The following is a 24,990-nucleotide window of genomic DNA, read 5'->3' as shown; positions in this document are numbered from 1 at the left end:
TTTACTCAGCGCTGCTGGCGAAATCGAGATCTTGGCCCGGCTGAAGAGCGATGTACGCTTTCTTCCAGTCGTTACGCTTGCCCAGACCACGAACGGTACGCTTGGTCTTGCCCTTCACATTGAGGGTGGTGACGCGAGCGACTTTCACGCTGAACAGGCTTTCTACGGCCTTCTTGATTTCCAGCTTGGTTGCATCAGTGGCAACCTTGAAAACGAACTGGCCCTTGCTGTCTGCCAGCATGGTGGCCTTCTCGGAGATGTGCGGACCAACCAGCACCTTGAATACGCGTTCCTGGTTCATGCCAGCAGCTCCTCGAATTTCTTCACGGCAGACACGGTGATCAGGACTTTGTCGTAGGCGATCAGGCTAACCGGATCGGAACCTTGGACGTCGCGAACATCAACGTGCGGCAGGTTGCGAGCAGCCAGATACAGGTTCTGATCAACGGCCTCGGAAACGATCAGCACGTCGGTCAGACCCAGGCCGTTCAGCTTACCCAGCAGAGTCTTGGTTTTCGGGGCTTCAACAGCGAAGTCCTCAACCACTACCAGACGGTCCTGACGAACCAGCTCGGCAAGAATGGAGCGCAGGGCAGCGCGGTACATCTTCTTGTTGAGCTTCTGGGAGTGATCCTGGGGCTTGGCAGCGAAGGTGGTACCACCGGAGCGCCAGATGGGGCTGCGAATGGTGCCAGCACGAGCACGACCGGTGCCCTTCTGACGCCAGGGCTTCTTGCCGCCACCGGATACTTCGGAACGGGTCTTCTGCGCGCGAGTGCCCTGACGACCACCGGCCATGTAGGCGACGACAGCCTGGTGAACCAGGGTCTCGTTGAACTCACCGCCAAAGGTACGCTCGGAGACTTCGATAGCCTGAGCGCCATTTACATTCAATTGCATCTCAGCTTCCCCTCTTAACCACGAGCCTTGGCTGCCGGACGCACAACGACATCACCGCCGGTAGCGCCGGGAACGGCACCCTTGACCAGCAGCAGATTGCGTTCTGCATCGACACGCACAACTTCCAGGGACTGCACGGTCACGCGCTCAGCGCCCAGATGACCGGACATTTTCTTGCCCTTGAAGACACGACCAGGAGTCTGGCACTGGCCAATAGAACCCGGGGCGCGGTGGGAAACGGAGTTACCGTGGGTATTGTCCTGACCACGGAAGTTCCAGCGCTTGATGGTACCGGCATAGCCTTTACCCTTGGACTGACCGGTAACGTCTACCAGTTGACCCGCTTGGAACAGCTCGGCAGTCAGTTGATCGCCAGCCTGGAACTCGCCGTCTTCGAGACGGAATTCCCAGACGCCACGACCAGCAGCCACGTTCGCCTTGGCGAAATGACCAGCCTGAGCCTTGGTCACACGAGAGGCACGACGCTCACCGACAGTCACCTGCACGGCGCGGTAGCCATCGCTCTCTTCGCTCTTGAACTGGGTCACACGATTCGGCTCGATCTCGATGACCGTAACCGGAATGGAGACACCTTCTTCGGTGAAAATGCGGGTCATGCCGCACTTACGACCGACTACACCAATAGTCATGTTGTAAACCTCATGAGTGTACGGGGCTTTCACCCGCTATGGCCGCCCATTTCAGAGCGTTACACGACTAAAACCCGAAGGTTATTAGCCGAGGCTGATCTGCACTTCCACGCCTGCCGCAAGGTCGAGCTTCATCAGCGCATCGACGGTTTTATCCGTCGGCTGGACGATGTCCAGAACACGCTTGTGGGTACGAATTTCGTACTGATCACGCGCGTCTTTGTTGACGTGCGGGGAGATCAGAACGGTGTACCGCTCTTTGCGAGTAGGCAGAGGAATAGGACCACGCACCTGAGCACCAGTACGTTTCGCGGTTTCCACGATTTCCTGGGTGGATTGATCGATCAGGCGATGGTCAAAAGCCTTCAACCGAATACGGATTTGTTGGTTTTGCATTTTGACCTCAGACTCTATCTCTGCTATCCCCAACGGACGGACTACGCCCGTTAAAAGGAGGCGTGATTGTACGGATGCGCCGAATGGGTGTCAACTTTTGACCAACCAAAAGAAAAGGGCCCCGAAGGGCCCTTTTCTCTAGCGAGATCCTCGATTACTCGATGATCTTGGCAACCACGCCGGCACCAACGGTACGGCCACCTTCGCGGATCGCGAAACGCAGGCCGTCTTCCATGGCGATCGGGGCGATCAGGGTGACAACCATCTTGATGTTGTCGCCCGGCATTACCATCTCAACGCCTTCCGGCAGCTCACAGTTACCGGTCACGTCAGTGGTACGGAAGTAGAACTGCGGACGGTAGCCCTTGAAGAACGGAGTGTGGCGACCGCCTTCTTCCTTGGACAGCACGTACACTTCGCACTCGAACTTGGTGTGCGGCTTGATGGTGCCCGGCTTGGCCAGAACCTGACCACGCTCTACGTCATCACGCTTGGTGCCGCGCAGCAGGGCGCCAACGTTCTCGCCAGCACGACCTTCGTCGAGCAGCTTGCGGAACATTTCCACACCGGTGCAGGTGGTCTTGGTGGTCGGACGGATACCGACGATCTCGATTTCCTCGCCCACCTTGACGATACCGCGCTCAACACGACCGGTAACCACGGTGCCGCGACCGGAGATGGAGAACACGTCTTCGATCGGCATCAGGAACGGCTGGTCGATGGCACGCACCGGCTCCGGAATGTAGGAGTCCAGGGTCTCAACCAGTTTACGAACAGCGGAAACGCCGATTTCGTTGTCGTCCTTGCCTTCCAGGGCCATCAGAGCAGAGCCGATCACGATCGGAGTGTCGTCACCCGGGAAGTCGTAGGTGTTCAGCAGGTCGCGAACTTCCATTTCGACCAGTTCCAGCAGCTCGGCGTCGTCGACCATGTCGGCCTTGTTCAGGAATACGACGATGTAGGGTACGCCTACCTGACGGGACAGCAGGATGTGCTCGCGAGTCTGCGGCATGGGGCCGTCGGCAGCGGAGCAAACCAGGATCGCGCCGTCCATCTGGGCAGCACCGGTGATCATGTTCTTCACGTAGTCAGCGTGACCGGGGCAGTCAACGTGAGCGTAGTGACGAATGGCGGAATCGTACTCAACGTGGGAGGTGTTGATGGTGATACCGCGAGCCTTCTCTTCCGGCGCGTTGTCGATCTGGTCGAAAGCACGAGCAGCACCACCCCAGGTCTCGGAGCAAACCTTGGTCAGCGCAGCGGTCAGAGTGGTCTTACCGTGGTCAACGTGACCAATGGTGCCAACGTTGACGTGCGGTTTGTTACGTTCGAATTTTTCCTTAGCCACGACAGTAAACCTCTTACTTAAAGGGCTGAATCAACCTTGTTTTTTAACCAGCGCTTCGACGATGTTCGACGGAGCTTCTGCGTATTTGGAGAATTCCATGGAGTAGCTCGCGCGACCCTGGGACATGGAACGCACGTCGGTCGCATAACCGAACATCTCGCCCAGCGGAACCTCGGCACGGATAACCTTACCGGAAACCGAGTCCTCCATCCCCTGAATCAGACCACGACGACGGTTCAGGTCGCCCATCACGTCACCCATGTAGTCCTCGGGGGTCACCACCTCTACCTTCATGATCGGCTCAAGCACCTTACCACCGCCCTTCTGGGCCAGTTGCTTGGTCGCCATGGAGGCAGCGATCTTGAACGCCATCTCGTTGGAGTCGACGTCATGGTAGGAGCCGTCGAAGACAGTAGCCTTCAGGCCGATGAGCGGATAGCCGGCAACGACGCCGTTCTTCATCTGCTCTTCGATACCCTTCTGGATCGCCGGGATGTATTCCTTCGGAACCACACCACCCACGACTTCGTTGGTGAACACCAGACCCTCGGCAATGTTGCCCTTCTCGTCCACGTCGGCGGCAGAGAAGCGGATCCAGCAGTGACCGAACTGGCCACGACCGCCGGACTGACGAACGAACTTGCCTTCGATCTCCACGTTGTCCTTGGAGATGGTTTCGCGGTAGGAAACCTGAGGCTTGCCGATGTTGGCCTCAACGCCGAATTCGCGCTTCATGCGGTCGACGATGATATCCAGGTGCAACTCACCCATGCCGGAAATGATGGTCTGGCCGGTTTCTTCGTCGGTCTTCACGCGGAACGACGGGTCTTCCTGGGCCAGCTTGCCGAGGGCAATACCCATTTTCTCCTGGTCGGCCTTGGTCTTCGGCTCTACAGCTACCGAGATTACGGGCTCCGGGAAGTCCATGCGCTCGAGAACGATTGGTTTCTCGATATCGCACAGGGTGTCACCGGTGGTGACGTCCTTCATACCGATCAGGGCCGCAATGTCGCCAGCGCGGCATTCCTTGATCTCTTCACGCTGGTTGGCGTGCATTTGCACCATCCGACCTACACGCTCTTTCTTGCCCTTGACCGAGTTCAGCACGGAGTCGCCGGAAGCCAGGACGCCGGAGTAAACACGAGCGAAGGTCAGAGTACCGACGAAGGGGTCGGTAGCGATCTTGAACGCCAGAGCCGAGAAGGGCTCGGTATCGTCCGCACGACGCTCGTCATGGATCTCGTTGTCATCAGTGCTATCCGGGTGGACGCCCTGAATCGGCGGGATCTCGGTCGGAGCCGGCAGGAAGTCGATCACGGCATCCAGAACCAGGGGCACACCCTTGTTCTTGAAGGAGGAACCGCAAACGGCCGGAACGATTTCGCTGGCGAGAGTACGAGCGCGCAGACCTGCCTTGATTTCCTCGACGGTCAGCTCACCCTCTTCCAGGTACTTGTTCATCAGCTCTTCGTTGGCTTCGGCGGCGGCTTCAACCATGTTGTTGCGCCATTCTTCAGCCAGGGCCTGGAGCTCGGCGGGAATTTCTTCCTCGCGGTAGGTAGTGCCCTTGTCGTCTTCGTTCCAGTAGATCGCCTTCATCTTGATCAGGTCGATCTGGCCCTGGAAGTCATCCTCGGCGCCGATAGCCAGCTGAACCGGGACCGGGGTGTGACCCAGACGATTCTTGATCTGACCAACTACGCGCAGGAAGTTGGCGCCAGCACGGTCCATCTTGTTCACGTAGACGACGCGCGGAACACCGTACTTGTTGGCCTGACGCCATACGGTTTCGGACTGAGGCTCAACGCCGGAAGTACCGCAGAACACAACGACCGCACCGTCGAGAACACGCAGGGAGCGCTCCACTTCGATGGTGAAGTCGACGTGACCGGGGGTGTCGATTACGTTGACGCGGTAGTTGTCATACTGACCACGGGAACCCTTCCAGAAAGTGGTCACAGCAGCGGAGGTAATGGTGATACCACGCTCCTGCTCCTGCACCATCCAGTCGGTAGTGGCGGCGCCGTCATGCACCTCACCCATTTTGTGGCTGAGACCTGTGTAGAACAGGATCCGCTCCGTAGTGGTGGTCTTACCGGCGTCTACGTGTGCGCAGATACCGATGTTACGGTAGCGGTTGATAGGGGTTGTACGAGCCACGAAAAAATCCTCGCTAGATTAGAAGCGATAATGCGAGAAGGCCTTGTTGGCCTCTGCCATGCGGTGCACGTCTTCACGCTTCTTGACAGCGGCGCCCTTGCCATCGAAGGCATCCAGCAGCTCGCCAGCCAGGCGCAGGGCCATGGATTTCTCACCACGCTTGCGCGCGGACTCAACCAGCCAACGCATGGCCAGGGCATTACGACGGGACGGACGAACTTCGACCGGAACCTGGTAAGTGGCACCGCCGACACGGCGGGACTTTACTTCGACCAGCGGAGCGATGGCGTCGAGAGCTTTCTCGAAGATTTCCAGGGGATCGCTGTTCTTGCGGGATTTGACGGTATCCAGAGCACCATAAACGATGCGCTCGGCTACGGCCTTCTTGCCGCTTTCCATCACGTGGTTCATGAACTTGGCGAGAATCTGGCTTCCGTACTTCGGATCGTCCAGGATCTCACGTTTTGCTGCTACACGACGTCTTGGCATTGATAAGCCCTCAAACGGTCTTCAGGTTAGCCCGGGACCATAACCATTTGGTTACGCCCGACCTTACTCTTATCGACTCAATGAATATGAAAACTGACAAAGCACCGAATTACTTCGGACGCTTGGTACCGTACTTGGAACGACCCTGCTTACGGTCTTTGACGCCGGTGGTATCCAGCGAACCGCGAACGGTGTGGTAACGCACACCCGGGAGGTCCTTTACACGACCGCCACGGATCAGCACTACGCTGTGCTCTTGCAGGTTGTGACCTTCGCCACCGATATACGAAGTGACTTCGTAGCCGTTGGTCAGGCGAACACGGCAAACCTTACGGAGTGCGGAGTTCGGCTTCTTCGGCGTGGTGGTGTAGACGCGGGTGCAAACGCCGCGACGCTGCGGGCAGTTCTGCAGCGCAGGTACGTCGGATTTCTCGACGATACGGCTGCGCGGCTTACGCACCAGCTGGTTAATAGTTGCCATCTAATTGCTCCACTGTTGTCTTTCGACGCTATTGCCTTACAAAGAAAGCAAAATGACAGGGCAATACGCCCTGCCAAATTTAGGGGTGCATGAGTCTAAAGAGACTCAATGCCCCCGTCAAGGCGATGCCCCTGGCGGTTCATGACCGCCAGGGGCATCGCACTTAGTTGCTGCCGGAATTCAGCGCTTCGGTGAGCGCCGCTTCCACTTCGCTCGCGCTTACGCGAACCGGCTTGCCGGCCTCGCGCTGGCGCTTGCGCTCGCTGTGGTAGGCCAGGCCGGTACCGGCCGGAATCAGGCGACCCACCACCACGTTTTCCTTCAAGCCGCGCAGGTAGTCGCGCTTACCAGTAACCGCCGCTTCGGTGAGGACGCGAGTGGTTTCCTGGAAGGACGCTGCGGAGATGAACGACTCGGTAGACAGCGAGGCCTTGGTGATACCCAGCAGAACGCGCTCGAACTTCGCAATGAAGCGATCTTCGGTCGACAGACGCTCGTTTTCCTCCAGCACCTGGGTCAGCTCCATCTGGTCGCCCTTGATGAAGCTGGAGTCGCCGGACTCGGCAATTTCCACTTTACGCAGCATCTGACGCAGAATGGTCTCGATGTGCTTGTCGTTGATCTTCACGCCCTGCAGGCGGTACACGTCCTGGATCTCGTTGACGATGTACTTGGCCAGCGCGCTCACACCCAGCAGGCGCAGGATGTCATGCGGGTTGCTCGGGCCGTCGGAGATCACTTCGCCGCGGTTCACCTGCTCACCTTCGAACACGTTCAGGTGACGCCACTTCGGAATCAGCTCCTCGTAAGGATCAGTACCGTCGTTCGGGGTGATGACCAGACGGCGCTTGCCCTTGGTCTCCTTGCCGAAGGAGATGGTGCCGCTGATTTCCGCCAGAATCGAAGGCTCTTTCGGACGACGCGCTTCGAAGAGGTCGGCCACGCGCGGCAGACCACCGGTGATGTCGCGGGTCTTCGAGGTTTCCTGCGGGATACGGGCGATAACGTCACCCACGCCCACCTGGGCACCGTCAGCCACACCCACCAGGGCGTTCGCCGGCAGGAAGTACTGGGCGGGAACGTCGGTACCCGGCAGCAGCAGCTCCTTGCCATTGGCGTCGACCAGCTTCACGGCCGGACGAATATCCTTGCCGGCGGCCGGACGATCCTTCGGATCCAGAACCTCGATGTTGGTCAGGCCGGTGAGTTCGTCGGTCTGACGCTTGATGGTGATGCCCTCCTCCATGCCGACGAAGGTCACGGTACCCTTCATTTCGGTCACGATGGGGTGGGTGTGCGGGTCCCACTTGGCGACGATTGCGCCCGGATCGACCTTGTCACCTTCCTTCACGGAAATCACGGCGCCGTACGGCAGCTTGTAGCGCTCGCGCTCGCGACCGAAGTCGTCGGCAACGGCCAGTTCGCCGGAACGGGATACCGCAACCAGGGCACCGTCAGCACGCTCAACGTGCTTCAGGTTGTGCAGACGGATGGTACCGCCGTTCTTCACCTGGACGTTGTCGGCAGCCGAGGTACGGCTTGCGGCACCACCGATGTGGAAGGTACGCATGGTCAGCTGCGTACCCGGCTCACCGATGGACTGGGCAGCGATTACGCCCACTGCCTCACCGATGTTCACCTGGTGACCACGAGCGAGATCGCGGCCGTAGCACTTGGCGCAGATGCCGTAACGGGTTTCGCAGGTGATGGGCGAACGCACCACCACTTCGTCGACGCTCATGCGCTCGATGAACTCGACCCACTTCTCGTCGATCAGGGTGCCGGCGGGAACGATGACTTCGCCATCGTCGCTACCCGGCTTGAACACGTCACGGGCAATGACACGGCCCAGCACGCGCTCACCCAGGGGCTCAACCACGTCGCCACCTTCGATGTGCGGAGTCATCAGCAGACCATGCTCGGTGCCGCAGTCGATCTCGGTCACTACCAGGTCCTGGGCGACGTCGACGAGACGACGGGTCAGGTAACCGGAGTTCGCGGTTTTCAGCGCGGTATCCGCCAGACCCTTACGAGCACCGTGGGTGGAGATGAAGTACTGGAGTACGTTCAGGCCTTCACGGAAGTTCGCGGTGATGGGGGTCTCGATGATGGAGCCGTCCGGCTTGGCCATCAGGCCACGCATACCGGCCAGCTGACGGATCTGGGCCGCGGAACCCCGCGCACCGGAGTCCGCCATCATGTACATGGAGTTGAAGGACTCCTGGTCGACCTCCTTGCCCTCGCGATCGACAACCTTCTCTTTCGAGAGGTTGGCCATCATCGCCTTGGACACTTCGTCGTTGGCCTTGGACCAGAGGTCGATCACCTTGTTGTACTTCTCGCCCTGGGTTACCAGGCCGGAGGCGTACTGGGATTCGATTTCCTTCACTTCCTCGGTGGCGGCATCGATGATGCGCGCTTTCTCGTCGGGGATGACGAAGTCGTTCACGCCAATGGAGACGCCGGAAATGGTGGAGTAGGCGAAACCGGTATACATCAGCTGGTCAGCGAAGATGACGGTGTCCTTCAGACCCACCACGCGATAGCACAGGTTGATCAGCTTGGAGATCGCCTTCTTCTTCATCGGCTGGTTGACCACATCGAAGGACAGGCCGGCCGGGACCACCTGGAACAGCAGCGCACGGCCGACGGTGGTGTCGACGATGCGGGTGTTCTTGGAAATGGAGCCGTCCTTTTCCTTCACGGTCTCGTTGATCCGCACTTTCACGCGGGCGTGCAGGGATGCTTCGCCGGCGCGGAACACGCGGTCGACTTCCTGCAGGTCTGCGAACACGCGACCTTCGCCCTTGGCGTTAACGGCTTCGCGGGTCATGTAGTACAGACCCAGTACCACGTCCTGCGACGGCACGATGATCGGCTCGCCGTTGGCGGGGGACAGGATGTTGTTGGTGGACATCATCAGCGCGCGCGCTTCCAGCTGGGCCTCGAGGGTCAGCGGAACGTGAACGGCCATCTGGTCACCGTCGAAGTCGGCGTTGTACGCGGCACAGACCAGCGGGTGCAGCTGGATGGCCTTGCCTTCGATCAGTACCGGCTCGAACGCCTGGATACCCAGACGGTGCAGGGTCGGCGCGCGGTTCAGCAACACGGGGTGTTCGCGGATGACTTCGGCGAGTACGTCCCAGACCTCGGGCAGCTCGCGCTCGACCATCTTCTTGGCGGCCTTGATGGTGGTCGCCATGCCACGGGCTTCGAGCTTGCCGAAAATGAACGGCTTGAACAGCTCGAGCGCCATCTTCTTCGGCAGACCGCACTGATGCAGGCGCAGGGTCGGACCCACGGTGATCACGGAACGACCGGAGTAGTCCACGCGCTTACCGAGCAGGTTCTGACGGAAGCGGCCTTGCTTGCCCTTGATCATGTCGGCCAGGGACTTCAGCGGGCGCTTGTTCGAGCCAGTGATGGCGCGGCCACGACGGCCGTTGTCCAGCAGGGCATCGACGGCTTCCTGCAGCATGCGCTTTTCGTTGCGCACGATGATGTCCGGCGCAGCGAGGTCGAGCAGGCGCTTCAGGCGGTTGTTACGGTTGATGACGCGACGATACAGATCGTTCAGGTCGGAAGTCGCGAAGCGGCCGCCATCCAGCGGAACCAGCGGACGCAGGTCCGGCGGCAGCACCGGCAGGACGGTCAGCACCATCCACTCGGGATGGTTGCCGGAATCCTTGAAGGCTTCCATCAGCTTCAGGCGCTTGGACAGTTTCTTGATCTTGGTTTCCGAGTTGGTCTGCGGAATCTCTTCGCGCAGGCGGCCGATCTCGTGGTCCAGGTCAATGGCGTTGAGCAGCTCGCGGACAGCCTCGGCACCCATGCGGGCGTCGAAGTCGTCACCGAACTCCTCGAGGGCTTCGAAGTACTGCTCGTCGTTCAGCAGTTGGTTCTTTTCCAGGGTGGTCATGCCCGGGTCGATCACGACGTAGCTCTCGAAATAGAGCACGCGCTCGATATCGCGCAGGGTCATGTCCAGCAGCAGGCCGATACGGGACGGCAGGGACTTCAGAAACCAGATGTGGGCAACGGGCGAAGCCAGCTCGATGTGGCCCATGCGCTCACGGCGCACCTTGGCCAGCGCGACTTCCACGCCGCACTTCTCGCAGATCACGCCGCGATGCTTGAGGCGCTTGTACTTACCGCACAGGCACTCGTAGTCCTTGACCGGGCCAAAGATCTTGGCGCAGAACAGGCCGTCGCGCTCCGGCTTGAAGGTACGGTAGTTGATGGTCTCCGGCTTCTTCACTTCACCGAAGGACCAGGAACGGATCATCTCGGGCGAGGCCAGACCAATACGGATGGCATCGAACTCTTCGATTTGACCCTGGTTTTTCAACAGATTCAGCAAGTCTTTCAAGGCCTTTCCTCCTCACGGACCCGCTACGACCGGCCTTGACCAGCCGTAGCGCTTTGGGCGTCGCGTGTTATTCGGTTTCCAGTTCGATGTCGATGCCGAGCGAGCGGATCTCTTTGATCAGCACGTTGAAGGACTCGGGCATGCCAGCCTCCATGCGGTGATCGCCGTCCACGATGTTCTTGTACATCTTGGTCCGGCCGTTCACGTCGTCCGACTTCACGGTCAGCATTTCCTGCAGGGTGTAGGCGGCGCCGTAGGCTTCCAGCGCCCAGACCTCCATCTCCCCGAAACGCTGGCCACCGAACTGCGCCTTACCGCCCAGCGGCTGCTGGGTAACCAGGCTGTAGGAACCGGTGGAACGTGCGTGCATCTTGTCGTCGACCAGGTGGTTCAGCTTGAGCATGTACATGTAGCCGACGGTGGTCGGACGCTCGAACTGGTTGCCGGTACGACCGTCGAACAGACGCATCTGGCCGCTTTCCGGCAGGTCGGCGAGCTTCAGCATGGCCTTGATCTCGCTTTCCTTGGCGCCGTCGAACACTGGGGTGGCCATGGGTACGCCACCCTTCAGGTTCTTCGCCAGGTCCAGGATTTCCTGGTCGCTCAGCTCGTTCAGGCTCTCCTGACGGCCACCGATCTCGTTGTAGATCTCATGGAGGAACTCGCGCAGTTCAGCGATCTTGCGCTGCTCTTCCATCATGCGGTTGATCTTCTCGCCCAGACCCTTGGCAGCGAGGCCCAGGTGGGTTTCGAGAATCTGACCAACGTTCATACGAGACGGTACGCCCAGCGGGTTCAGAACGATGTCCACCGGAGTGCCGTTGGCGTCGTGGGGCATGTCTTCGACCGGCATGATCACGGAGACCACACCCTTGTTACCGTGACGTCCCGCCATCTTGTCGCCCGGCTGGATGCGACGCTTGATGGCCAGGTAGACCTTGACGATTTTCAGCACGCCCGGAGCGAGGTCATCGCCCTGCTGCAGTTTGCGCTTCTTGTCTTCGAACTTGTCGTCCAGCATCTGACGGCGGTCGGACAGGTAGGCCTGGGCCTTTTCCAACTGCTCGTTCAGGGCGTCCTCGGACATGCGCAGCTTGAACCACTGGCCGCGCTCGAGACCGTCGAGGTACTCGTCGGTGATCTCGGTGCCCTTCTTCAGGCCGGCGCCGCCTTCGGCGATCTGGCCAACCAGAGCGGAACGCAGACGCTCGAAGGTTGCTCCTTCGACGATGCGGAACTCTTCGTTCAGGTCCTTGCGGATCTCGTCCAGCTGCATCTTCTCGATGGACAAGGCACGGCTGTCGCGCTCGACGCCATCGCGGGTGAAGACCTGGACGTCGATCACGGTGCCCTTGGTGCCGGTGGGCACGCGCAGGGAGGTGTCCTTCACGTCGGACGCCTTCTCACCGAAGATCGCGCGCAGCAGCTTCTCTTCCGGGGTCAGCTGGGTCTCGCCTTTCGGAGTGACCTTGCCCACCAGGATGTCGCCTGCCTGCACTTCCGCACCAACGTAAACGATGCCGGCCTCGTCCAGCTTGTTCAGCGCAGCCTCACCCACGTTCGGGATGTCCGCGGTGATTTCTTCTGGGCCGAGCTTGGTGTCACGCGCCACACAGGTCAGTTCCTGGATGTGGATAGTGGTGAAGCGATCCTCCTGCACCACGCGCTCGGACAGGCAGATGGAGTCCTCGAAGTTGAAGCCGTTCCAGGGCATGAACGCAACGCGCATGTTCTGACCCAGAGCGAGTTCACCCATGTCGGTGGACGGACCATCGGCGAGGATGTCGGCGCGAGCGACCACATCACCCTTCTGCACCAGCGGACGCTGGTTGATGCAGGTGTTCTGGTTGGAACGGGTGTATTTGGTCAGGTTGTAGATATCCACACCTGCTTCGCCGGTCTCGACTTCGTCGTCGTTGACGCGAACCACGATTCGGCTGGCGTCGACCGAGTCGATCACGCCGCCACGGCGAGCCACGACGCAGACGCCGGAGTCGCGCGCAACGTTGCGCTCCATACCGGTACCCACCAGCGGCTTGTCGGCACGCAGGGTCGGCACGGCCTGACGCTGCATGTTCGAGCCCATGAGTGCACGGTTGGCGTCGTCGTGCTCGAGGAACGGGATCAACGAGGCGGCGACGGAAACGACCTGCTTCGGCGAGACGTCCATCAGGGTCACGTCTTCCGGAGCCTTCACGGTGAATTCGTTCAGGTGACGTACGGCCACCAGTTCGTCCACCAGCTGACCTTGCTCGTTCATCGTCGCGGATGCCTGAGCGATGACGTGGTCGGCCTCTTCGATGGCGGAGAGGAAGACGATCTCGTCGGTAACCTGAGTGCCTTTCACCACGCGGTACGGGCTTTCCAGGAAGCCGTACTGATTGGTGCGGGCGTAGGTCGCGAGGGAGTTGATCAGACCGATGTTCGGACCTTCAGGGGTTTCGATCGGGCACACGCGGCCGTAATGGGTCGGGTGTACGTCACGAACCTCGAAGCCCGCGCGCTCACGGGTCAGACCGCCTGGGCCGAGTGCGGAAACACGGCGCTTGTGGGTGATCTCGGAGAGCGGGTTGTTCTGGTCCATGAACTGGGACAACTGGCTGGAGCCGAAGAACTCCTTGATCGCGGCAGCCACCGGCTTGGCGTTGATCAGGTCCTGCGGCATCAGGCCTTCGCTCTCAGCCATGGACAAGCGTTCCTTGACCGCGCGCTCGACGCGCACCAGGCCAACGCGGAACTGGTTCTCGGCCATTTCACCGACGCAACGGACGCGACGGTTACCCAGGTGGTCGATGTCGTCGACGATACCCTTGCCGTTACGGATATCGACCAGGGTCTTCAGTACGTCGACGATGTCTTCCTTGCTCAACACGCCGGAACCTTCGATCTCGGTGCGACCGATACGACGGTTGAACTTCATGCGGCCAACGGCGGACAGGTCGTAACGCTCGGCGCTGAAGAACAGGTTGTTGAACAGCGTCTCGGCGGCTTCCTTGGTCGGCGGCTCGCCCGGGCGCATCATGCGGTAGATCTCGACCAGGGCCTCCAGCTGGTTGCCGGTGGAGTCGATCTTCAGGGTGTCCGAAATGAACGGACCGCAGTCGATGTCGTTGGTGTACAAGGTCTCGATGCGGACGACCTGCGCCTTGGCGATCTTCACCAGCAGGTCGGTGGTCAGCTCGGTATTGCACTCGGCGATGATCTCGCCGGTGGCCGGATGCACGATGGCCTTGGCGGTGGTACGACCAAGGACATAGTCGAGCGGAACCTCCAGCTCCTTGATGCCGGCTTTTTCCAACTGGTTGATGTGGCGGGCAGTGATACGACGCCCCTGCTCCACGATCACCTTGCCGTTCTCGTCCTTGATATCAAACACGGCGATCTCACCGCGCAGGCGCTGCGGCACGAGCTCCAGGTGCAGGCCTTCGCCCTTCACGTGGAAAACGTTCGTGGCGTAGAACGCGTCCAGCACTTCTTCAGTGCTGTAGTTCAGCGCGCGCAGCAGGACGGAGGCCGGCAGCTTGCGGCGACGGTCGATACGGACGAACACGCAGTCCTTCGGATCAAACTCGAAGTCCAGCCAGGAACCGCGGTAGGGGATGATACGAGCGGAATACAGCAGTTTGCCCGAGCTGTGGGTCTTGCCACGGTCGTGATCGAAGAACACGCCCGGCGAGCGATGCAGCTGGGAGACGATGACGCGCTCGGTACCGTTGATGATGAAGGTACCGTTCTCGGTCATGAGGGGGATTTCCCCCATGTAGACTTCCTGTTCCTTGATGTCCTTGATCGCTTTGTTCGACGACTCTTTGTCGAAGATGATCAGACGGACTTTCACCCGCAGCGGCACGGCGAAGGTCACGCCGCGCAGCACGCATTCCTTGACATCGAACGCCGGCTCGCCCAAGCGATAGCCCACGTATTCCAGGGCGGCATTGCCGGAATAGCTGATGATCGGGAAAACAGACTTGAAGGCCGCGTGCAGGCCGATGTCACGGAACTGCTCTTTGCTGACTCCCGCCTGCAGGAATTCGCGATACGAATCCAGCTGGATGGCCAGGAGGTAGGGTACATCCATGACGTCCGGCAACTTGCTAAAGTCTTTGCGGATACGTTTTTTCTCAGTGTATGAGTAAGCCATCAGCGTTCCCCAGCTTGGTCACCTGCTTGTTTGGCCCCTCCGACGGGAGTAGCCAGAAAATCGTGCAAACCCCTTGGTTTGCGCCGCCTCCCATGGAGGTCGGGTCACGCTCAAGGTGGCGTCAGGAGAGACAACCACCTAGAACGGAAAAAGGCCGGTGGCATGAGCCACCAGCCGTCAGCCTTGCGCGAGGCGCGGAGGCTGTTGACGCAAGGTCGTCGCTTACTTGAGCTCGACTTTGGCGCCAGCTTCTTCCAGAGCTTTCTTGGCAGCTTCGGCCTCTTCTTTCGAAGCGCCTTCCTTGACCACGCCCGGGGCGCCGTCAACAACTGCCTTGGCCTCTTTCAGACCCAGACCGGTCAGCTCGCGAACGACCTTGATCACGTTCACTTTCTTGTCGCCAGCTTCGGCCAGGACGATGGTGAACTCGGTCTGCTCTTCAACAGCAGCAGCAGCTACAGCCGGGCCAGCGGCAACGGCGGCAGCAGCGGTAACACCGAACTTCTCTTCCATCGCCTTGATCAGTTCAACGATCTGCATGACGGACATTTCGGATACGGCGTTGATGATGTCTTCGTTGGTCAGAGCCATGACTCTAATTCCTGTATTGGTGGACAGCCTTCGCGGCCATCAAAATTAAAAGATTTCGTGAAAGGGACGATGCAGCCTGGATCAGGCAGCGGCGCCTTCTTTCTGGTCGCGAATAGCCGCCAGAGTACGAGCCAGCTTGCTGGTAGCGCCTTGGATTACGCTCATCAGCTGTGCAACGGCTTCGTTGTAGGTCGGCAGGGTCGCCAGTACGTCGATCTGATTGGCTGCGAGGAACTGGCCCTCGAATGCAGCGGCCTTGATCTCGAACTTGTCCTGACCCTTGGCGAATTCCTTGAAGATGCGGGCAGCTGCGCCCGGATGTTCATTGGAGAACGCAATCAGGGTCGGGCCTTTGAACACGTCGTTGAGCACTTCAAATTGAGTGCCGGCAACGGCGCGGCGAGCCAGGGTGTTACGTACGACACGTACGTATACGCCTGCTTCGCGGGCCTCTTTACGGAGTCCGGTCATAGCGGCTACGGTCACGCCACGGGCATCAGCCACGACAGCGGACAGGCCAGCTTTGGCAGCCTCGTTGACTTCAGCGACGATGGCCTTCTTGTCTTCGAGTTTAATTGCCACGGGTCTAACTCCTGGATGTTACCGTTTCGTCCAGCCGGAGCCGGACGGCGTTTTGGTGTCTGATTCGGTAAACGAATCGGGAGCACCATCTGCGTAGGCCTGGAAATCACTTCCCGGTTTAAGGCTGTCGCCGCCTACGGTCTTGGATAGCCCCCGCCAGGCAGGGACCCCAATACCTGGTGCGCCGGACGCATCCGACGCACCTCTTATCACTTAGCCTTCGAGGGAAGCCTGATCGATCTGCAGGCCCGGCCCCATGGTGGTGCTCAGGGTCACGCGCTTCAGGTACACACCCTTGGAGGTGGACGGCTTCAGGCGCTTCAGGTCAGCCATCAGGGCTTCCACGTTCTGCTTCAGCTTGATCGGCTCGAAGTCAACCTTGCCTACGGAAGCGTGGATGATACCGTTCTTGTCGGTACGGAAACGCACCTGACCAGCCTTGGCGTTCTTGACGGCGGTGGCCACGTCCGGGGTCACGGTGCCGACTTTCGGGTTCGGCATCAGACCGCGCGGGCCGAGGATCTGGCCCAGCTGACCTACAACACGCATCGCATCCGGGGAAGCGATCACGACGTCATAGCTCAGGTCGCCGCCTTTCATTTCGGCAGCCAGCTCGTCCATACCAACCTTGTCAGCGCCAGCAGCCAGAGCAGCTTCGGCGGCCGGACCCTGGGTGAAGACGGCAACGCGGACGCTCTTGCCGGTGCCGTTCGGCAGAACGGTGGCACCACGAACGACCTGGTCGGATTTACGCGGATCAACGCCCAGGTTGATGGAGACGTCGACGGACTCTTTGAACTTGGAGGTAGCCAGTTCAGCCAGCAGTTTGGCGGCGTCCTCGAAAGCGTACTGTTTGCCAGCTTCTACTTTCTCGGCGATTGCCTTTTGGCGCTTGGTCAACTTAGCCATTACACACCCTCCACGTTCAGGCCCATGCTACGAGCGGAACCGGCGATGCTACGCACGGCCGCGTCCAGGTCAGCTGCAGTCAGATCAGCCTTCTTGGCTTTGGCGATCTCTTCCAGCTGAGCACGGGTAACGGTGCCTACTTTCTGGGTGTTCGGACGCGGAGAACCGCTGGCGATGCCGGCCGCTTTTTTCAGCAGGACGGAAGCCGGGGTGCTCTTGGTCTCAAAAGTGAAGCTGCGGTCGCTGTATACGGTGATGATCACGGGAGTCGGCAGACCCGGCTCGAGGCCTTGGGTCTTGGCGTTGAACGCCTTGCAGAACTCCATGATGTTCACGCCGTGCTGACCCAGAGCGGGACCGACCGGCGGCGACGGGTTGGCCTGACCGGCCTTCACTTGCAGCTTGATATAAGCTTGAATCTTCTTAGCCATGTATAACTCCAGTTACGGGTTCTAGCGCCCGAAGGCTCCCCGATTGCTTTCGCGTTTATCCCAGTGACGACAAAACCCCGCAACCTAGGGCTGCGGGGTTGGGATGCCATTTTCAGCTAAGCCTTCTCGACCTGACTGAACTCCAGCTCTACCGGCGTAGAGCGGCCAAAGATGAGCACGGCCACTTGGATCCGGCTCTTCTCGTAATTGACCTCTTCGACAACGCCATTGAAGTCAGCGAATGGACCATCGATAACCCGAACGGTCTCACCCGGCTCAAACAACGTTTTCGGCTTCGGCTTATCACCGCTATCAGCAACACGACGCAGGATGGCGTCAGCCTCTTTCTCGGTGATCGGAGCCGGCTTATCGGCAGTACCACCGATAAAGCCCATCACACGAGGAGTGTCCTTGATCAAGTGCCAAGTCGCCTCGTTCATCTCCATCTGCACCAGCACATAGCCAGGGAAGAACTTGCGTTCGCTCTTGCGCTTCTGGCCGTTACGCATCTCAACCACTTCTTCAGTGGGAACCAGAATCTCGCCGAACTCATCTTCCATGCCGGCCAGCTTGACGCGCTCAATCAGCGAGCGCATGACATGCTTCTCGTAACCCGAGTAGGCATGCACAACGTACCAACGCTTAGCCACGGCGCACCTATTAACCAACAATCAACGAAACAAGCCAGCCGAGCAGGGTATCAAGCCCCCACAACAGCAGCGCCATTACCAGCACGACAGCCACGACAATCAAAGTGGTCTGAGTGGTTTCCTGACGGGTCGGCCAAACAACCTTGCGTATCTCCGCACGAGCTTCCTTGGCAAGAACAAAGAAAGCCTGACCCTTAGCAGTCTGCAGAGCAATGACAGCAGCTGCAGCAGCAAGAGCGAGAAGAGCAAGGACACGATACAGGATCGGCTCAGCAGAAAAATACTGATTGCCGACCACGCCAACAGCAACAAGAGCCACCACAACGACCCACTTCAGAACGTCGAAGCGTGTTTCTTTGGCTTCAGCCTTGGCATTCATCAGCTAGGATCCTGTGAGAGAAATGCCAGATTCTCTTTCTTGGAATCTGGCAGGCCAGGAGGGAATCGAACCCCCAACCTGCGGTTTTGGAGACCGCCGCTCTGCCAATTGAGCTACTGGCCTATAACAAAGTCAGGCCGACCATTATGCCGGCCTGATACACCAAGATCAAGTCGTTACTCGATGATCTTGGCAACCACGCCGGCACCAACGGTACGGCCACCTTCGCGGATCGCGAAACGCAGGCCGTCTTCCATGGCGATCGGGGCGATCAGGGTGACAACCATCTTGATGTTGTCGCCCGGCATTACCATCTCAACGCCTTCCGGCAGTTCACAGTTACCGGTCACGTCAGTGGTACGGAAGTAGAACTGCGGACGGTAGCCCTTGAAGAACGGAGTGTGGCGACCGCCTTCTTCCTTGGACAGCACGTACACTTCGCACTCGAACTTGGTGTGCGGCTTGATGGTGCCCGGCTTGGCCAGAACCTGACCACGCTCTACGTCATCACGCTTGGTGCCGCGCAGCAGGGCGCCAACGTTCTCGCCAGCACGACCTTCGTCGAGCAGCTTGCGGAACATTTCCACGCCGGTGCAGGTGGTCTTGGTGGTCGGACGGATACCGACGATCTCGATTTCCTCGCCCACCTTGACGATACCGCGCTCAACACGACCGGTAACCACGGTGCCGCGACCGGAGATGGAGAACACGTCTTCGATCGGCATCAGGAACGGCTGGTCGATGGCACGCACCGGCTCCGGAATGTAGGAGTCCAGGGTCTCAACCAGTTTACGAACAGCGGAAACGCCGATTTCGTTGTCGTCCTTGCCTTCCAGGGCCATCAGAGCAGAGCCGATCACGATCGGAGTGTCGTCACCCGGGAAGTCGTAGGTGTTCAGCAGGTCGCGAACTTCCATTTCGACCAGTTCCAGCAGCTCGGCGTCGTCGACCATGTCGGCCTTGTTCAGGAATACGACGATATAGGGCACGCCTACCTGACGGGACAGCAGGATGTGCTCGCGAGTCTGCGGCATGGGGCCGTCGGCAGCGGAGCAAACCAGGATCGCGCCGTCCATCTGGGCAGCACCAGTGATCATGTTCTTCACGTAGTCAGCGTGACCGGGGCAGTCAACGTGAGCGTAGTGACGAATGGCGGAATCGTACTCAACGTGGGAGGTGTTGATGGTGATACCGCGAGCCTTCTCTTCCGGCGCGTTGTCGATCTGGTCGAAAGCACGAGCAGCACCACCCCAGGTCTCGGAGCAAACCTTGGTCAGCGCAGCGGTCAGAGTGGTCTTACCGTGGTCAACGTGACCAATGGTGCCAACGTTGACGTGCGGTTTGTTACGTTCGAACTTTTCTTTAGCCATCGAGAACGTCTCCCATCAAAATTGAGCAAGTCACGCCACCATTAAAACAAAGGCAGATATTTTCATATCTGCCTTTGTTGAGATGGAGCTCATGAGCGGATTTGAACCGCTGACCTCACCCTTACCAAGGGTGTGCTCTACCAGCTGAGCTACATGAGCCAAACGCATTACGAAAACAGCAAACCTGGAGCGGGTAGCGGGAATCGAACCCGCATCATCAGCTTGGAAGGCTGAGGTTCTACCACTGAACTATACCCGCGGAGCTCGCAGCTCTCGCTTTGAATCTGGTGGAGGGGGAAGGATTCGAACCTTCGAAGTCTATGACGTCAGATTTACAGTCTGATCCCTTTGGCCGCTCGGGAACCCCTCCAAGGGAGGCGGCATTCTCTTCTTCTGCCACCCTACTGTCAAGCTTTTTCTCATTAAAATCTTGAGGTTAGCTTCATTTGACAGCATCTTCGCATTCGGCTTTTCGGGCCACCCTGCGAAGCGGGCGCCATTCTATTCAAGCTAACGAGGAGATGCAACACCTTCGCACGGCATAAGTTGATGTTTTAGCCCAAAAAAATCTCCCGACAGCTGCCCGAGCAGTGGATCATCGACCAAGCGGCGGCTTTCAGGAGCCACGCGCACCCAATAATCTCGGTGCGCACGGGTCAATTCGCGCATAAAAGGCTCGTAGCCTGCATCCCGCAGTCGCTGCATGACGCTTTCAGCCGAGTCCATACGCGGGAAAATGCCGAGGGAGATACCGTTGACCAGATCGCCCTGCGTAACGATGTAGCTGTCGATCTTCCGGGCCTGCAGTTCTTTGAGCTGACGCAGCGAAGCCTCCCGCGACGCCAAGGGTGAGAGATAGACCCAATAGTCGATGCCCGCCGCAGCATCAACGGGCTGTACCGTCGAGCGGACATCCAGACTGATCAAGCGCTGCTCAATCTCACGAGCCTGCTCTTCACGCTCAAACCCTCCCAGAAAGAGACATTCGACTTCCGCTACCGGAACAGCCGATGACGCACTTCGCCTTGGCTGGACATCGGCGGACTCGCTAAGAAGACGAATGTCCTGCCGCCCACCCTTATAGAGCGACAGCGTCTCTACCTCTTTCGGCCGCAGTGGGGCCTGTTGCTGGTGCCAGACGTAATAGAAGAGATTCAGAACCAGAAGAAACAGAAACAACCAGCGCATGAATCAACCTCGATGCAATGGACAGGCAATTGCCAGGCCTACAAACACCAGATCAGGCAGCACCCTTGCGCACGGCAGCACGTCCCTGACCAGTAGCGCATCTCCTCCCGTTAGGAAGACTTCGAACTCATCGCCAAAGTGCTTGGACGCCAGGTCAATCTGTGCCTGCACAAAACCACGCAGCATAAGGAGGCATCCTCTCTCTACCGCCTCAACGGTCGAACGCCCAGGCGCCAAGTCGAGCAGCGCCCTCTCCGCGGCCTCGTCGTTATAACGAATGCGACGGGTGTGAGTGCGAAGCTGATTGCGCATAAGCGGCATTCCCGGACAGATGAACCCGCCTAGGTGCTCCCCATCCCCAGCGATGAGATCTGACGTCACCGCCGTGCCAAGGTCCAGGACCAGGCAAGGTTTACGGGCAATGTGATAGGCGCCCAGGACCGCCAGCCACCGATCAAGCCCAAGGCGCTGAAAGTCGGAATAGCCGTTGCGCACCCCTCCCAACTCCATGGCTGGTGATGCACTGACGCAAGTAACTCCAAAAACCGCCTGCAACTGATCAGTCAATGCACAGGTTTCCTCCCCGGAACGGACACTGACCAACCGACAGTGACGAAGCGCGAGCCCCGAAACCTTCCGCAGCGCAGAAATCAGCTCCTCATCGGAACCGGCCACCCCACCCGCCACGATTACCACTTGGGCGTCATCGATCACGCGCCACTTGATAAAGCTGTTGCCGCAGTCAAGCTCAAGAATCATCACTCAACCTCAAACTGAGCTCTCCACCACTGTATGCCCGCTCTTCGCCGTCGACACTGAGAAGCAACGCACCCGTTACATCTATCCCTAGCACCCGTCCTTGAATCGTCTGTACACCCGCAATCAGGTTGACCTGCTTCCCCTGCCAAAGATGACTAGCCTCCCACTCCTCACGCAGGACTGAAAAGCCTTCTCTCTTATGGCGCTCTAGATACTCCGCAAGACATTCACTCAAGCGAGCCACCAGCACATTCCTATCCATCGGTGCACCGATTTCCATTTGCATGGAAGTCCAGGGCTGATCGATTTCTTCGGCAGGCAACTGCATATTCACGTTAACCCCAATCCCGACGACGACATGGCAGATGTCGGCCGGATCGCCCAGCAGCTCAAGAAGAATTCCCGCAATCTTGCGATGCCCCACCAGGAGATCGTTTGGCCACTTAAGGCCAACCGATCCAAGGCCAAGCGAACGCAAAGCCCTCAGAACTGCCAGCCCAACCACCAGGCTCAAGCCCTCCAACTGACGAGCACCACCATCGATGCGTAGCGCCAAGCTGTAATAGAGATTCTGGGCATAAGGGCTGACCCACCGGCGCCCTCGGCGCCCCCTGCCTTCAGTTTGCCGCTCAGCAATAACTGCGAATGGCGGCGCGCTCCCCATCGAAAGGCGGCGCATCACTTCAGCATTGGTGGAGTCCAACGAGTCGAATATCCGGTGCTCCCAAGGAACGCCTGTACCATTCAAAACATCTTGATCGAGCAGGCTTAACGGACATTGCAAGCGATAACCTCGGCCGCGCACTTTGTATATAGAAAGGCCCAGCTCCACCTCCAGCTGCTGAAGCTGCTTCCACACAGCACTTCTGCTCACACCAAGGGCCCGACCCAAGGCCTGGCCCGAGTGAAAGCGTCCATCTTGCAGAAGTTTCAATAGGGTCAGCATGTACTCGGTCCGACTCACAATGAGGCAGGCATCATATCCATGCACACCTGGGTTGCATAGAAATCCGGCACGTACCGGGCAGGCACTACCACCTGCCCATGCATCATCCAACCCGGATTTTCCCGCGCGCAAAGACAAACCCCCGAACCGCAGTCGCGGATCGGGGGTTTGGGATAGGAGCTTGACGATGACCTACTCTCACATGGAGAAGCTCCACACTACCATCGGCGATGCGTCGTTTCACTGCTGAGTTCGGGATGGGATCAGGTGGTTCCAACGCTCTATAGTCGTCAAGCAATTCGGTTGGGGCATCGTCGGTGACGCTACCCCGAATCAGGTATGTGACAGTGGTTGGCTTTGCGGTTCTTGCGAACTTTCGGTCTATATCGACTTCACCAGTCGCACCCACAATCACCAGATTGTTTGGGTGTTATATGGTCAAGCCTCACGGGCAATTAGTATTGGTTAGCTCAACGCCTCACAGCGCTTACACACCCAACCTATCAACGTCGTAGTCTTCGACGGCCCTTTAGGGGATTCAAGATCCCAGTGAGATCTCATCTTGAGGCGAGTTTCCCGCTTAGATGCTTTCAGCGGTTATCTCTTCCGAACATAGCTACCCGGCAGTGCCACTGGCGTGACAACCGGAACACCAGAGGTTCGTCCACTCCGGTCCTCTCGTACTAGGAGCAGCCCCTCTCAAATCTCAAACGTCCACGGCAGATAGGGACCGAACTGTCTCACGACGTTCTAAACCCAGCTCGCGTACCACTTTAAATGGCGAACAGCCATACCCTTGGGACCGGCTTCAGCCCCAGGATGTGATGAGCCGACATCGAGGTGCCAAACACCGCCGTCGATATGAACTCTTGGGCGGTATCAGCCTGTTATCCCCGGAGTACCTTTTATCCGTTGAGCGATGGCCCTTCCATACAGAACCACCGGATCACTAAGACCTACTTTCGTACCTGCTCGACGTGTCTGTCTCGCAGTCAAGCGCGCTTTTGCCTTTATACTCTGCGACCGATTTCCGACCGGTCTGAGCGCACCTTCGTACTCCTCCGTTACTCTTTAGGAGGAGACCGCCCCAGTCAAACTGCCCACCATACACTGTCCTCGATCCGGATGACGGACCAGAGTTAGAACCTCAAGCATGCCAGGGTGGTATTTCAAGGATGGCTCCACGAGAACTGGCGTCCTCGCTTCAAAGCCTCCCACCTATCCTACACAAGCAGGCTCAAAGTCCAGTGCAAAGCTACAGTAAAGGTTCACGGGGTCTTTCCGTCTAGCCGCGGATACACTGCATCTTCACAGCGATTTCAATTTCACTGAGTCTCGGGTGGAGACAGCGCCGCCATCGTTACGCCATTCGTGCAGGTCGGAACTTACCCGACAAGGAATTTCGCTACCTTAGGACCGTTATAGTTACGGCCGCCGTTTACCGGGGCTTCGATCAAGAGCTTCGCTTGCGCTAACCCCATCAATTAACCTTCCGGCACCGGGCAGGCGTCACACCCTATACGTCCACTTTCGTGTTTGCAGAGTGCTGTGTTTTTAATAAACAGTCGCAGCGGCCTGGTATCTTCGACCGGCATGGGCTTACGGAGCAAGTCCTTCACCCTCACCGGCGCACCTTCTCCCGAAGTTACGGTGCCATTTTGCCTAGTTCCTTCACCCGAGTTCTCTCAAGCGCCTTGGTATTCTCTACCCGACCACCTGTGTCGGTTTGGGGTACGGTTCCTAGTTACCTGAAGCTTAGAAGCTTTTCCTGGAAGCATGGCATCAACCACTTCGTGTTCTAAAAGAACACTCGTCATCAGTTCTCGGCCTTGAACACCCGGATTTGCCTAAGTGTTCGGCCTACCACCTTAAACTTGGACAACCAACGCCAAGCTGGCCTAGCCTTCTCCGTCCCTCCATCGCAGTAACTAGAAGTACGGGAATATTAACCCGTTTCCCATCGACTACGCATTTCTGCCTCGCCTTAGGGGCCGACTCACCCTGCGTCGATTAACGTTGCGCAGGAACCCTTGGTCTTTCGGCGTGGGTGTTTTTCACACCCATTGTCGTTACTCATGTCAGCATTCGCACTTCTGATACCTCCAGCAAGCTTCTCAACTCACCTTCACAGGCTTACAGAACGCTCCTCTACCGCTCGTCTTACGACGAACCCGTAGCTTCGGTGTGTAGTTTGAGCCCCGTTACATCTTCCGCGCAGGCCGACTCGACTAGTGAGCTATTACGCTTTCTT

At 58.6% G+C, this 24,990-nt stretch carries 20 protein-coding genes, 4 tRNA genes and 2 rRNA genes (1 of these 26 cut by a window edge); all 26 read right to left on the bottom strand.

Translation table 11 applies throughout. The features are described 5' to 3' along the window. Nucleotide 1 precedes the first annotated feature (1 nt). Complete coding sequence (rplW, locus tag PJW05_RS03805) at nucleotides 2-301, bottom strand: 50S ribosomal protein L23 (protein WP_044870895.1); 300 nt, start codon at nucleotides 299-301, stop codon at nucleotides 2-4. Next, nucleotides 298-900, bottom strand: a complete 603-nt coding sequence (rplD, locus tag PJW05_RS03800) for a 50S ribosomal protein L4 (RefSeq protein WP_271410429.1) — start codon at nucleotides 898-900, stop codon at nucleotides 298-300. The genes rplW and rplD overlap by 4 nt, the downstream gene beginning before the upstream one ends. Before the next feature lie 14 nt (nucleotides 901-914). Beyond that, on the bottom strand, nucleotides 915-1,550 hold the full coding sequence (gene rplC, locus PJW05_RS03795) for a 50S ribosomal protein L3 (protein WP_271410428.1): 636 nt from the start codon (nucleotides 1,548-1,550) through the stop codon (nucleotides 915-917). 84 nt (nucleotides 1,551-1,634) lie between these two features. Further along, nucleotides 1,635-1,946 (bottom strand): 30S ribosomal protein S10, encoded by a 312-nt coding sequence (rpsJ, locus tag PJW05_RS03790; RefSeq protein WP_003243886.1) that lies wholly within the window; start codon nucleotides 1,944-1,946, stop codon nucleotides 1,635-1,637. Nucleotides 1,947-2,100: 154 nt separating this feature from the next. Further along, nucleotides 2,101-3,294 carry an elongation factor Tu gene (gene tuf, locus PJW05_RS03785; RefSeq protein ID WP_271410421.1) on the bottom strand — a complete coding sequence of 398 codons (1,194 nt, stop codon included), beginning with the start codon at nucleotides 3,292-3,294 and terminating at the stop codon, nucleotides 2,101-2,103. Between the two features lie 30 nt (nucleotides 3,295-3,324). Continuing rightward, nucleotides 3,325-5,454, bottom strand: coding sequence for an elongation factor G (gene fusA / locus PJW05_RS03780; RefSeq protein WP_271410427.1), 2,130 nt, complete (start codon nucleotides 5,452-5,454; stop codon nucleotides 3,325-3,327). Nucleotides 5,455-5,472: 18 nt separating this feature from the next. Beyond that, a complete protein-coding gene (gene rpsG / locus PJW05_RS03775; protein WP_151131571.1) occupies nucleotides 5,473-5,943 on the bottom strand; it encodes a 30S ribosomal protein S7 in 471 nt (156 codons plus the stop codon). A gap of 109 nt (nucleotides 5,944-6,052) precedes the next feature. Continuing rightward, nucleotides 6,053-6,424 carry a 30S ribosomal protein S12 gene (gene rpsL, locus PJW05_RS03770; RefSeq protein WP_003448708.1) on the bottom strand — a complete coding sequence of 124 codons (372 nt, stop codon included), beginning with the start codon at nucleotides 6,422-6,424 and terminating at the stop codon, nucleotides 6,053-6,055. 163 nt (nucleotides 6,425-6,587) lie between these two features. Beyond that, nucleotides 6,588-10,793 (bottom strand): DNA-directed RNA polymerase subunit beta', encoded by a 4,206-nt coding sequence (gene rpoC, locus PJW05_RS03765; RefSeq protein WP_271410426.1) that lies wholly within the window; start codon nucleotides 10,791-10,793, stop codon nucleotides 6,588-6,590. A gap of 67 nt (nucleotides 10,794-10,860) precedes the next feature. Further along, on the bottom strand, nucleotides 10,861-14,934 hold the full coding sequence (gene rpoB, locus PJW05_RS03760) for a DNA-directed RNA polymerase subunit beta (RefSeq protein WP_271410425.1): 4,074 nt from the start codon (nucleotides 14,932-14,934) through the stop codon (nucleotides 10,861-10,863). Between the two features lie 222 nt (nucleotides 14,935-15,156). Beyond that, the gene (rplL, locus tag PJW05_RS03755) at nucleotides 15,157-15,525 is read right to left on the bottom strand and encodes a 50S ribosomal protein L7/L12 (RefSeq protein ID WP_271410424.1); all 369 of its coding nucleotides are present in this window, start codon (nucleotides 15,523-15,525) and stop codon (nucleotides 15,157-15,159) included. 81 nt (nucleotides 15,526-15,606) lie between these two features. Next, nucleotides 15,607-16,107 (bottom strand): 50S ribosomal protein L10, encoded by a 501-nt coding sequence (rplJ, locus tag PJW05_RS03750; RefSeq protein WP_016490524.1) that lies wholly within the window; start codon nucleotides 16,105-16,107, stop codon nucleotides 15,607-15,609. A gap of 213 nt (nucleotides 16,108-16,320) precedes the next feature. Further along, nucleotides 16,321-17,016 carry a 50S ribosomal protein L1 gene (gene rplA, locus PJW05_RS03745; RefSeq protein WP_271410423.1) on the bottom strand — a complete coding sequence of 232 codons (696 nt, stop codon included), beginning with the start codon at nucleotides 17,014-17,016 and terminating at the stop codon, nucleotides 16,321-16,323. Then, the gene (gene rplK, locus PJW05_RS03740; protein WP_003448698.1) at nucleotides 17,016-17,447 is read right to left on the bottom strand and encodes a 50S ribosomal protein L11; all 432 of its coding nucleotides are present in this window, start codon (nucleotides 17,445-17,447) and stop codon (nucleotides 17,016-17,018) included. The genes rplA and rplK overlap by 1 nt, the downstream gene beginning before the upstream one ends. A gap of 116 nt (nucleotides 17,448-17,563) precedes the next feature. Continuing rightward, entirely contained in the window at nucleotides 17,564-18,097 is a 534-nt protein-coding gene (gene nusG, locus PJW05_RS03735; RefSeq protein WP_021702718.1) for a transcription termination/antitermination protein NusG, read from the bottom strand. Between the two features lie 10 nt (nucleotides 18,098-18,107). Next, nucleotides 18,108-18,476 (bottom strand): preprotein translocase subunit SecE, encoded by a 369-nt coding sequence (gene secE, locus PJW05_RS03730; protein WP_271410422.1) that lies wholly within the window; start codon nucleotides 18,474-18,476, stop codon nucleotides 18,108-18,110. Nucleotides 18,477-18,523: 47 nt separating this feature from the next. Continuing rightward, nucleotides 18,524-18,599 (bottom strand) — tRNA-Trp (locus PJW05_RS03725). Between the two features lie 53 nt (nucleotides 18,600-18,652). Then, nucleotides 18,653-19,846 (bottom strand): elongation factor Tu, encoded by a 1,194-nt coding sequence (gene tuf / locus PJW05_RS03720; protein ID WP_271410421.1) that lies wholly within the window; start codon nucleotides 19,844-19,846, stop codon nucleotides 18,653-18,655. 83 nt (nucleotides 19,847-19,929) lie between these two features. Then, a tRNA-Thr gene (locus PJW05_RS03715) sits at nucleotides 19,930-20,005 on the bottom strand. A 26-nt stretch (nucleotides 20,006-20,031) separates the two neighbouring features. Beyond that, a tRNA-Gly gene (locus tag PJW05_RS03710) sits at nucleotides 20,032-20,105 on the bottom strand. 26 nt (nucleotides 20,106-20,131) lie between these two features. Beyond that, nucleotides 20,132-20,216 (bottom strand) — tRNA-Tyr (locus tag PJW05_RS03705). Nucleotides 20,217-20,356: 140 nt separating this feature from the next. Continuing rightward, nucleotides 20,357-21,034, bottom strand: coding sequence for an SPOR domain-containing protein (locus tag PJW05_RS03700; protein ID WP_271410420.1), 678 nt, complete (start codon nucleotides 21,032-21,034; stop codon nucleotides 20,357-20,359). A gap of 3 nt (nucleotides 21,035-21,037) precedes the next feature. Continuing rightward, on the bottom strand, nucleotides 21,038-21,793 hold the full coding sequence (locus PJW05_RS03695; protein ID WP_271410419.1) for a pantothenate kinase: 756 nt from the start codon (nucleotides 21,791-21,793) through the stop codon (nucleotides 21,038-21,040). Beyond that, nucleotides 21,783-22,739 carry a bifunctional biotin--[acetyl-CoA-carboxylase] ligase/biotin operon repressor BirA gene (birA, locus tag PJW05_RS03690; protein WP_271410418.1) on the bottom strand — a complete coding sequence of 319 codons (957 nt, stop codon included), beginning with the start codon at nucleotides 22,737-22,739 and terminating at the stop codon, nucleotides 21,783-21,785. The genes PJW05_RS03695 and birA overlap by 11 nt, the downstream gene beginning before the upstream one ends. Nucleotides 22,740-22,918: 179 nt before the next feature. Next, nucleotides 22,919-23,034 (bottom strand): 5S ribosomal RNA (rrf, locus tag PJW05_RS03685). A gap of 139 nt (nucleotides 23,035-23,173) precedes the next feature. Next, a 23S ribosomal RNA gene (locus PJW05_RS03680) occupies nucleotides 23,174-24,990 on the bottom strand (it continues 1,073 nt past the right edge of the window).

Origin of the sequence: Pseudomonas sp. Q1-7 (assembly GCF_028010285.1) — a bacterium.
Taxonomy (GTDB): Bacteria; Pseudomonadota; Gammaproteobacteria; order Pseudomonadales; family Pseudomonadaceae; genus Metapseudomonas.
The sequence above is the reverse complement of the archived record's forward strand: the minus strand, read 5'-3'. Positions and strand labels throughout refer to the sequence as shown.

Coding starts and splice junctions, on each gene's coding strand:
- rpsL (WP_003448708.1), bottom strand. CDS start 6,424: ATGGCAACTATTAACCAGCTGGTGCGTAAGCCGCGCAGCCGTATCGTC.
- rpsJ (WP_003243886.1), bottom strand. CDS start 1,946: ATGCAAAACCAACAAATCCGTATTCGGTTGAAGGCTTTTGACCATCGC.
- rplC (WP_271410428.1), bottom strand. CDS start 1,550: ATGACTATTGGTGTAGTCGGTCGTAAGTGCGGCATGACCCGCATTTTC.
- rpoB (WP_271410425.1), bottom strand. CDS start 14,934: ATGGCTTACTCATACACTGAGAAAAAACGTATCCGCAAAGACTTTAGC.
- rplD (WP_271410429.1), bottom strand. CDS start 900: ATGCAATTGAATGTAAATGGCGCTCAGGCTATCGAAGTCTCCGAGCGT.
- rplW (WP_044870895.1), bottom strand. CDS start 301: ATGAACCAGGAACGCGTATTCAAGGTGCTGGTTGGTCCGCACATCTCC.
- rplK (WP_003448698.1), bottom strand. CDS start 17,447: ATGGCTAAGAAGATTCAAGCTTATATCAAGCTGCAAGTGAAGGCCGGT.
- secE (WP_271410422.1), bottom strand. CDS start 18,476: ATGAATGCCAAGGCTGAAGCCAAAGAAACACGCTTCGACGTTCTGAAG.
- rplA (WP_271410423.1), bottom strand. CDS start 17,016: ATGGCTAAGTTGACCAAGCGCCAAAAGGCAATCGCCGAGAAAGTAGAA.
- PJW05_RS03695 (WP_271410419.1), bottom strand. CDS start 21,793: ATGATTCTTGAGCTTGACTGCGGCAACAGCTTTATCAAGTGGCGCGTG.
- PJW05_RS03700 (WP_271410420.1), bottom strand. CDS start 21,034: ATGCGCTGGTTGTTTCTGTTTCTTCTGGTTCTGAATCTCTTCTATTAC.
- tuf (WP_271410421.1), bottom strand. CDS start 19,846: ATGGCTAAAGAAAAGTTCGAACGTAACAAACCGCACGTCAACGTTGGC.
- birA (WP_271410418.1), bottom strand. CDS start 22,739: ATGCTGACCCTATTGAAACTTCTGCAAGATGGACGCTTTCACTCGGGC.
- rpsG (WP_151131571.1), bottom strand. CDS start 5,943: ATGCCAAGACGTCGTGTAGCAGCAAAACGTGAGATCCTGGACGATCCG.
- rplL (WP_271410424.1), bottom strand. CDS start 15,525: ATGGCTCTGACCAACGAAGACATCATCAACGCCGTATCCGAAATGTCC.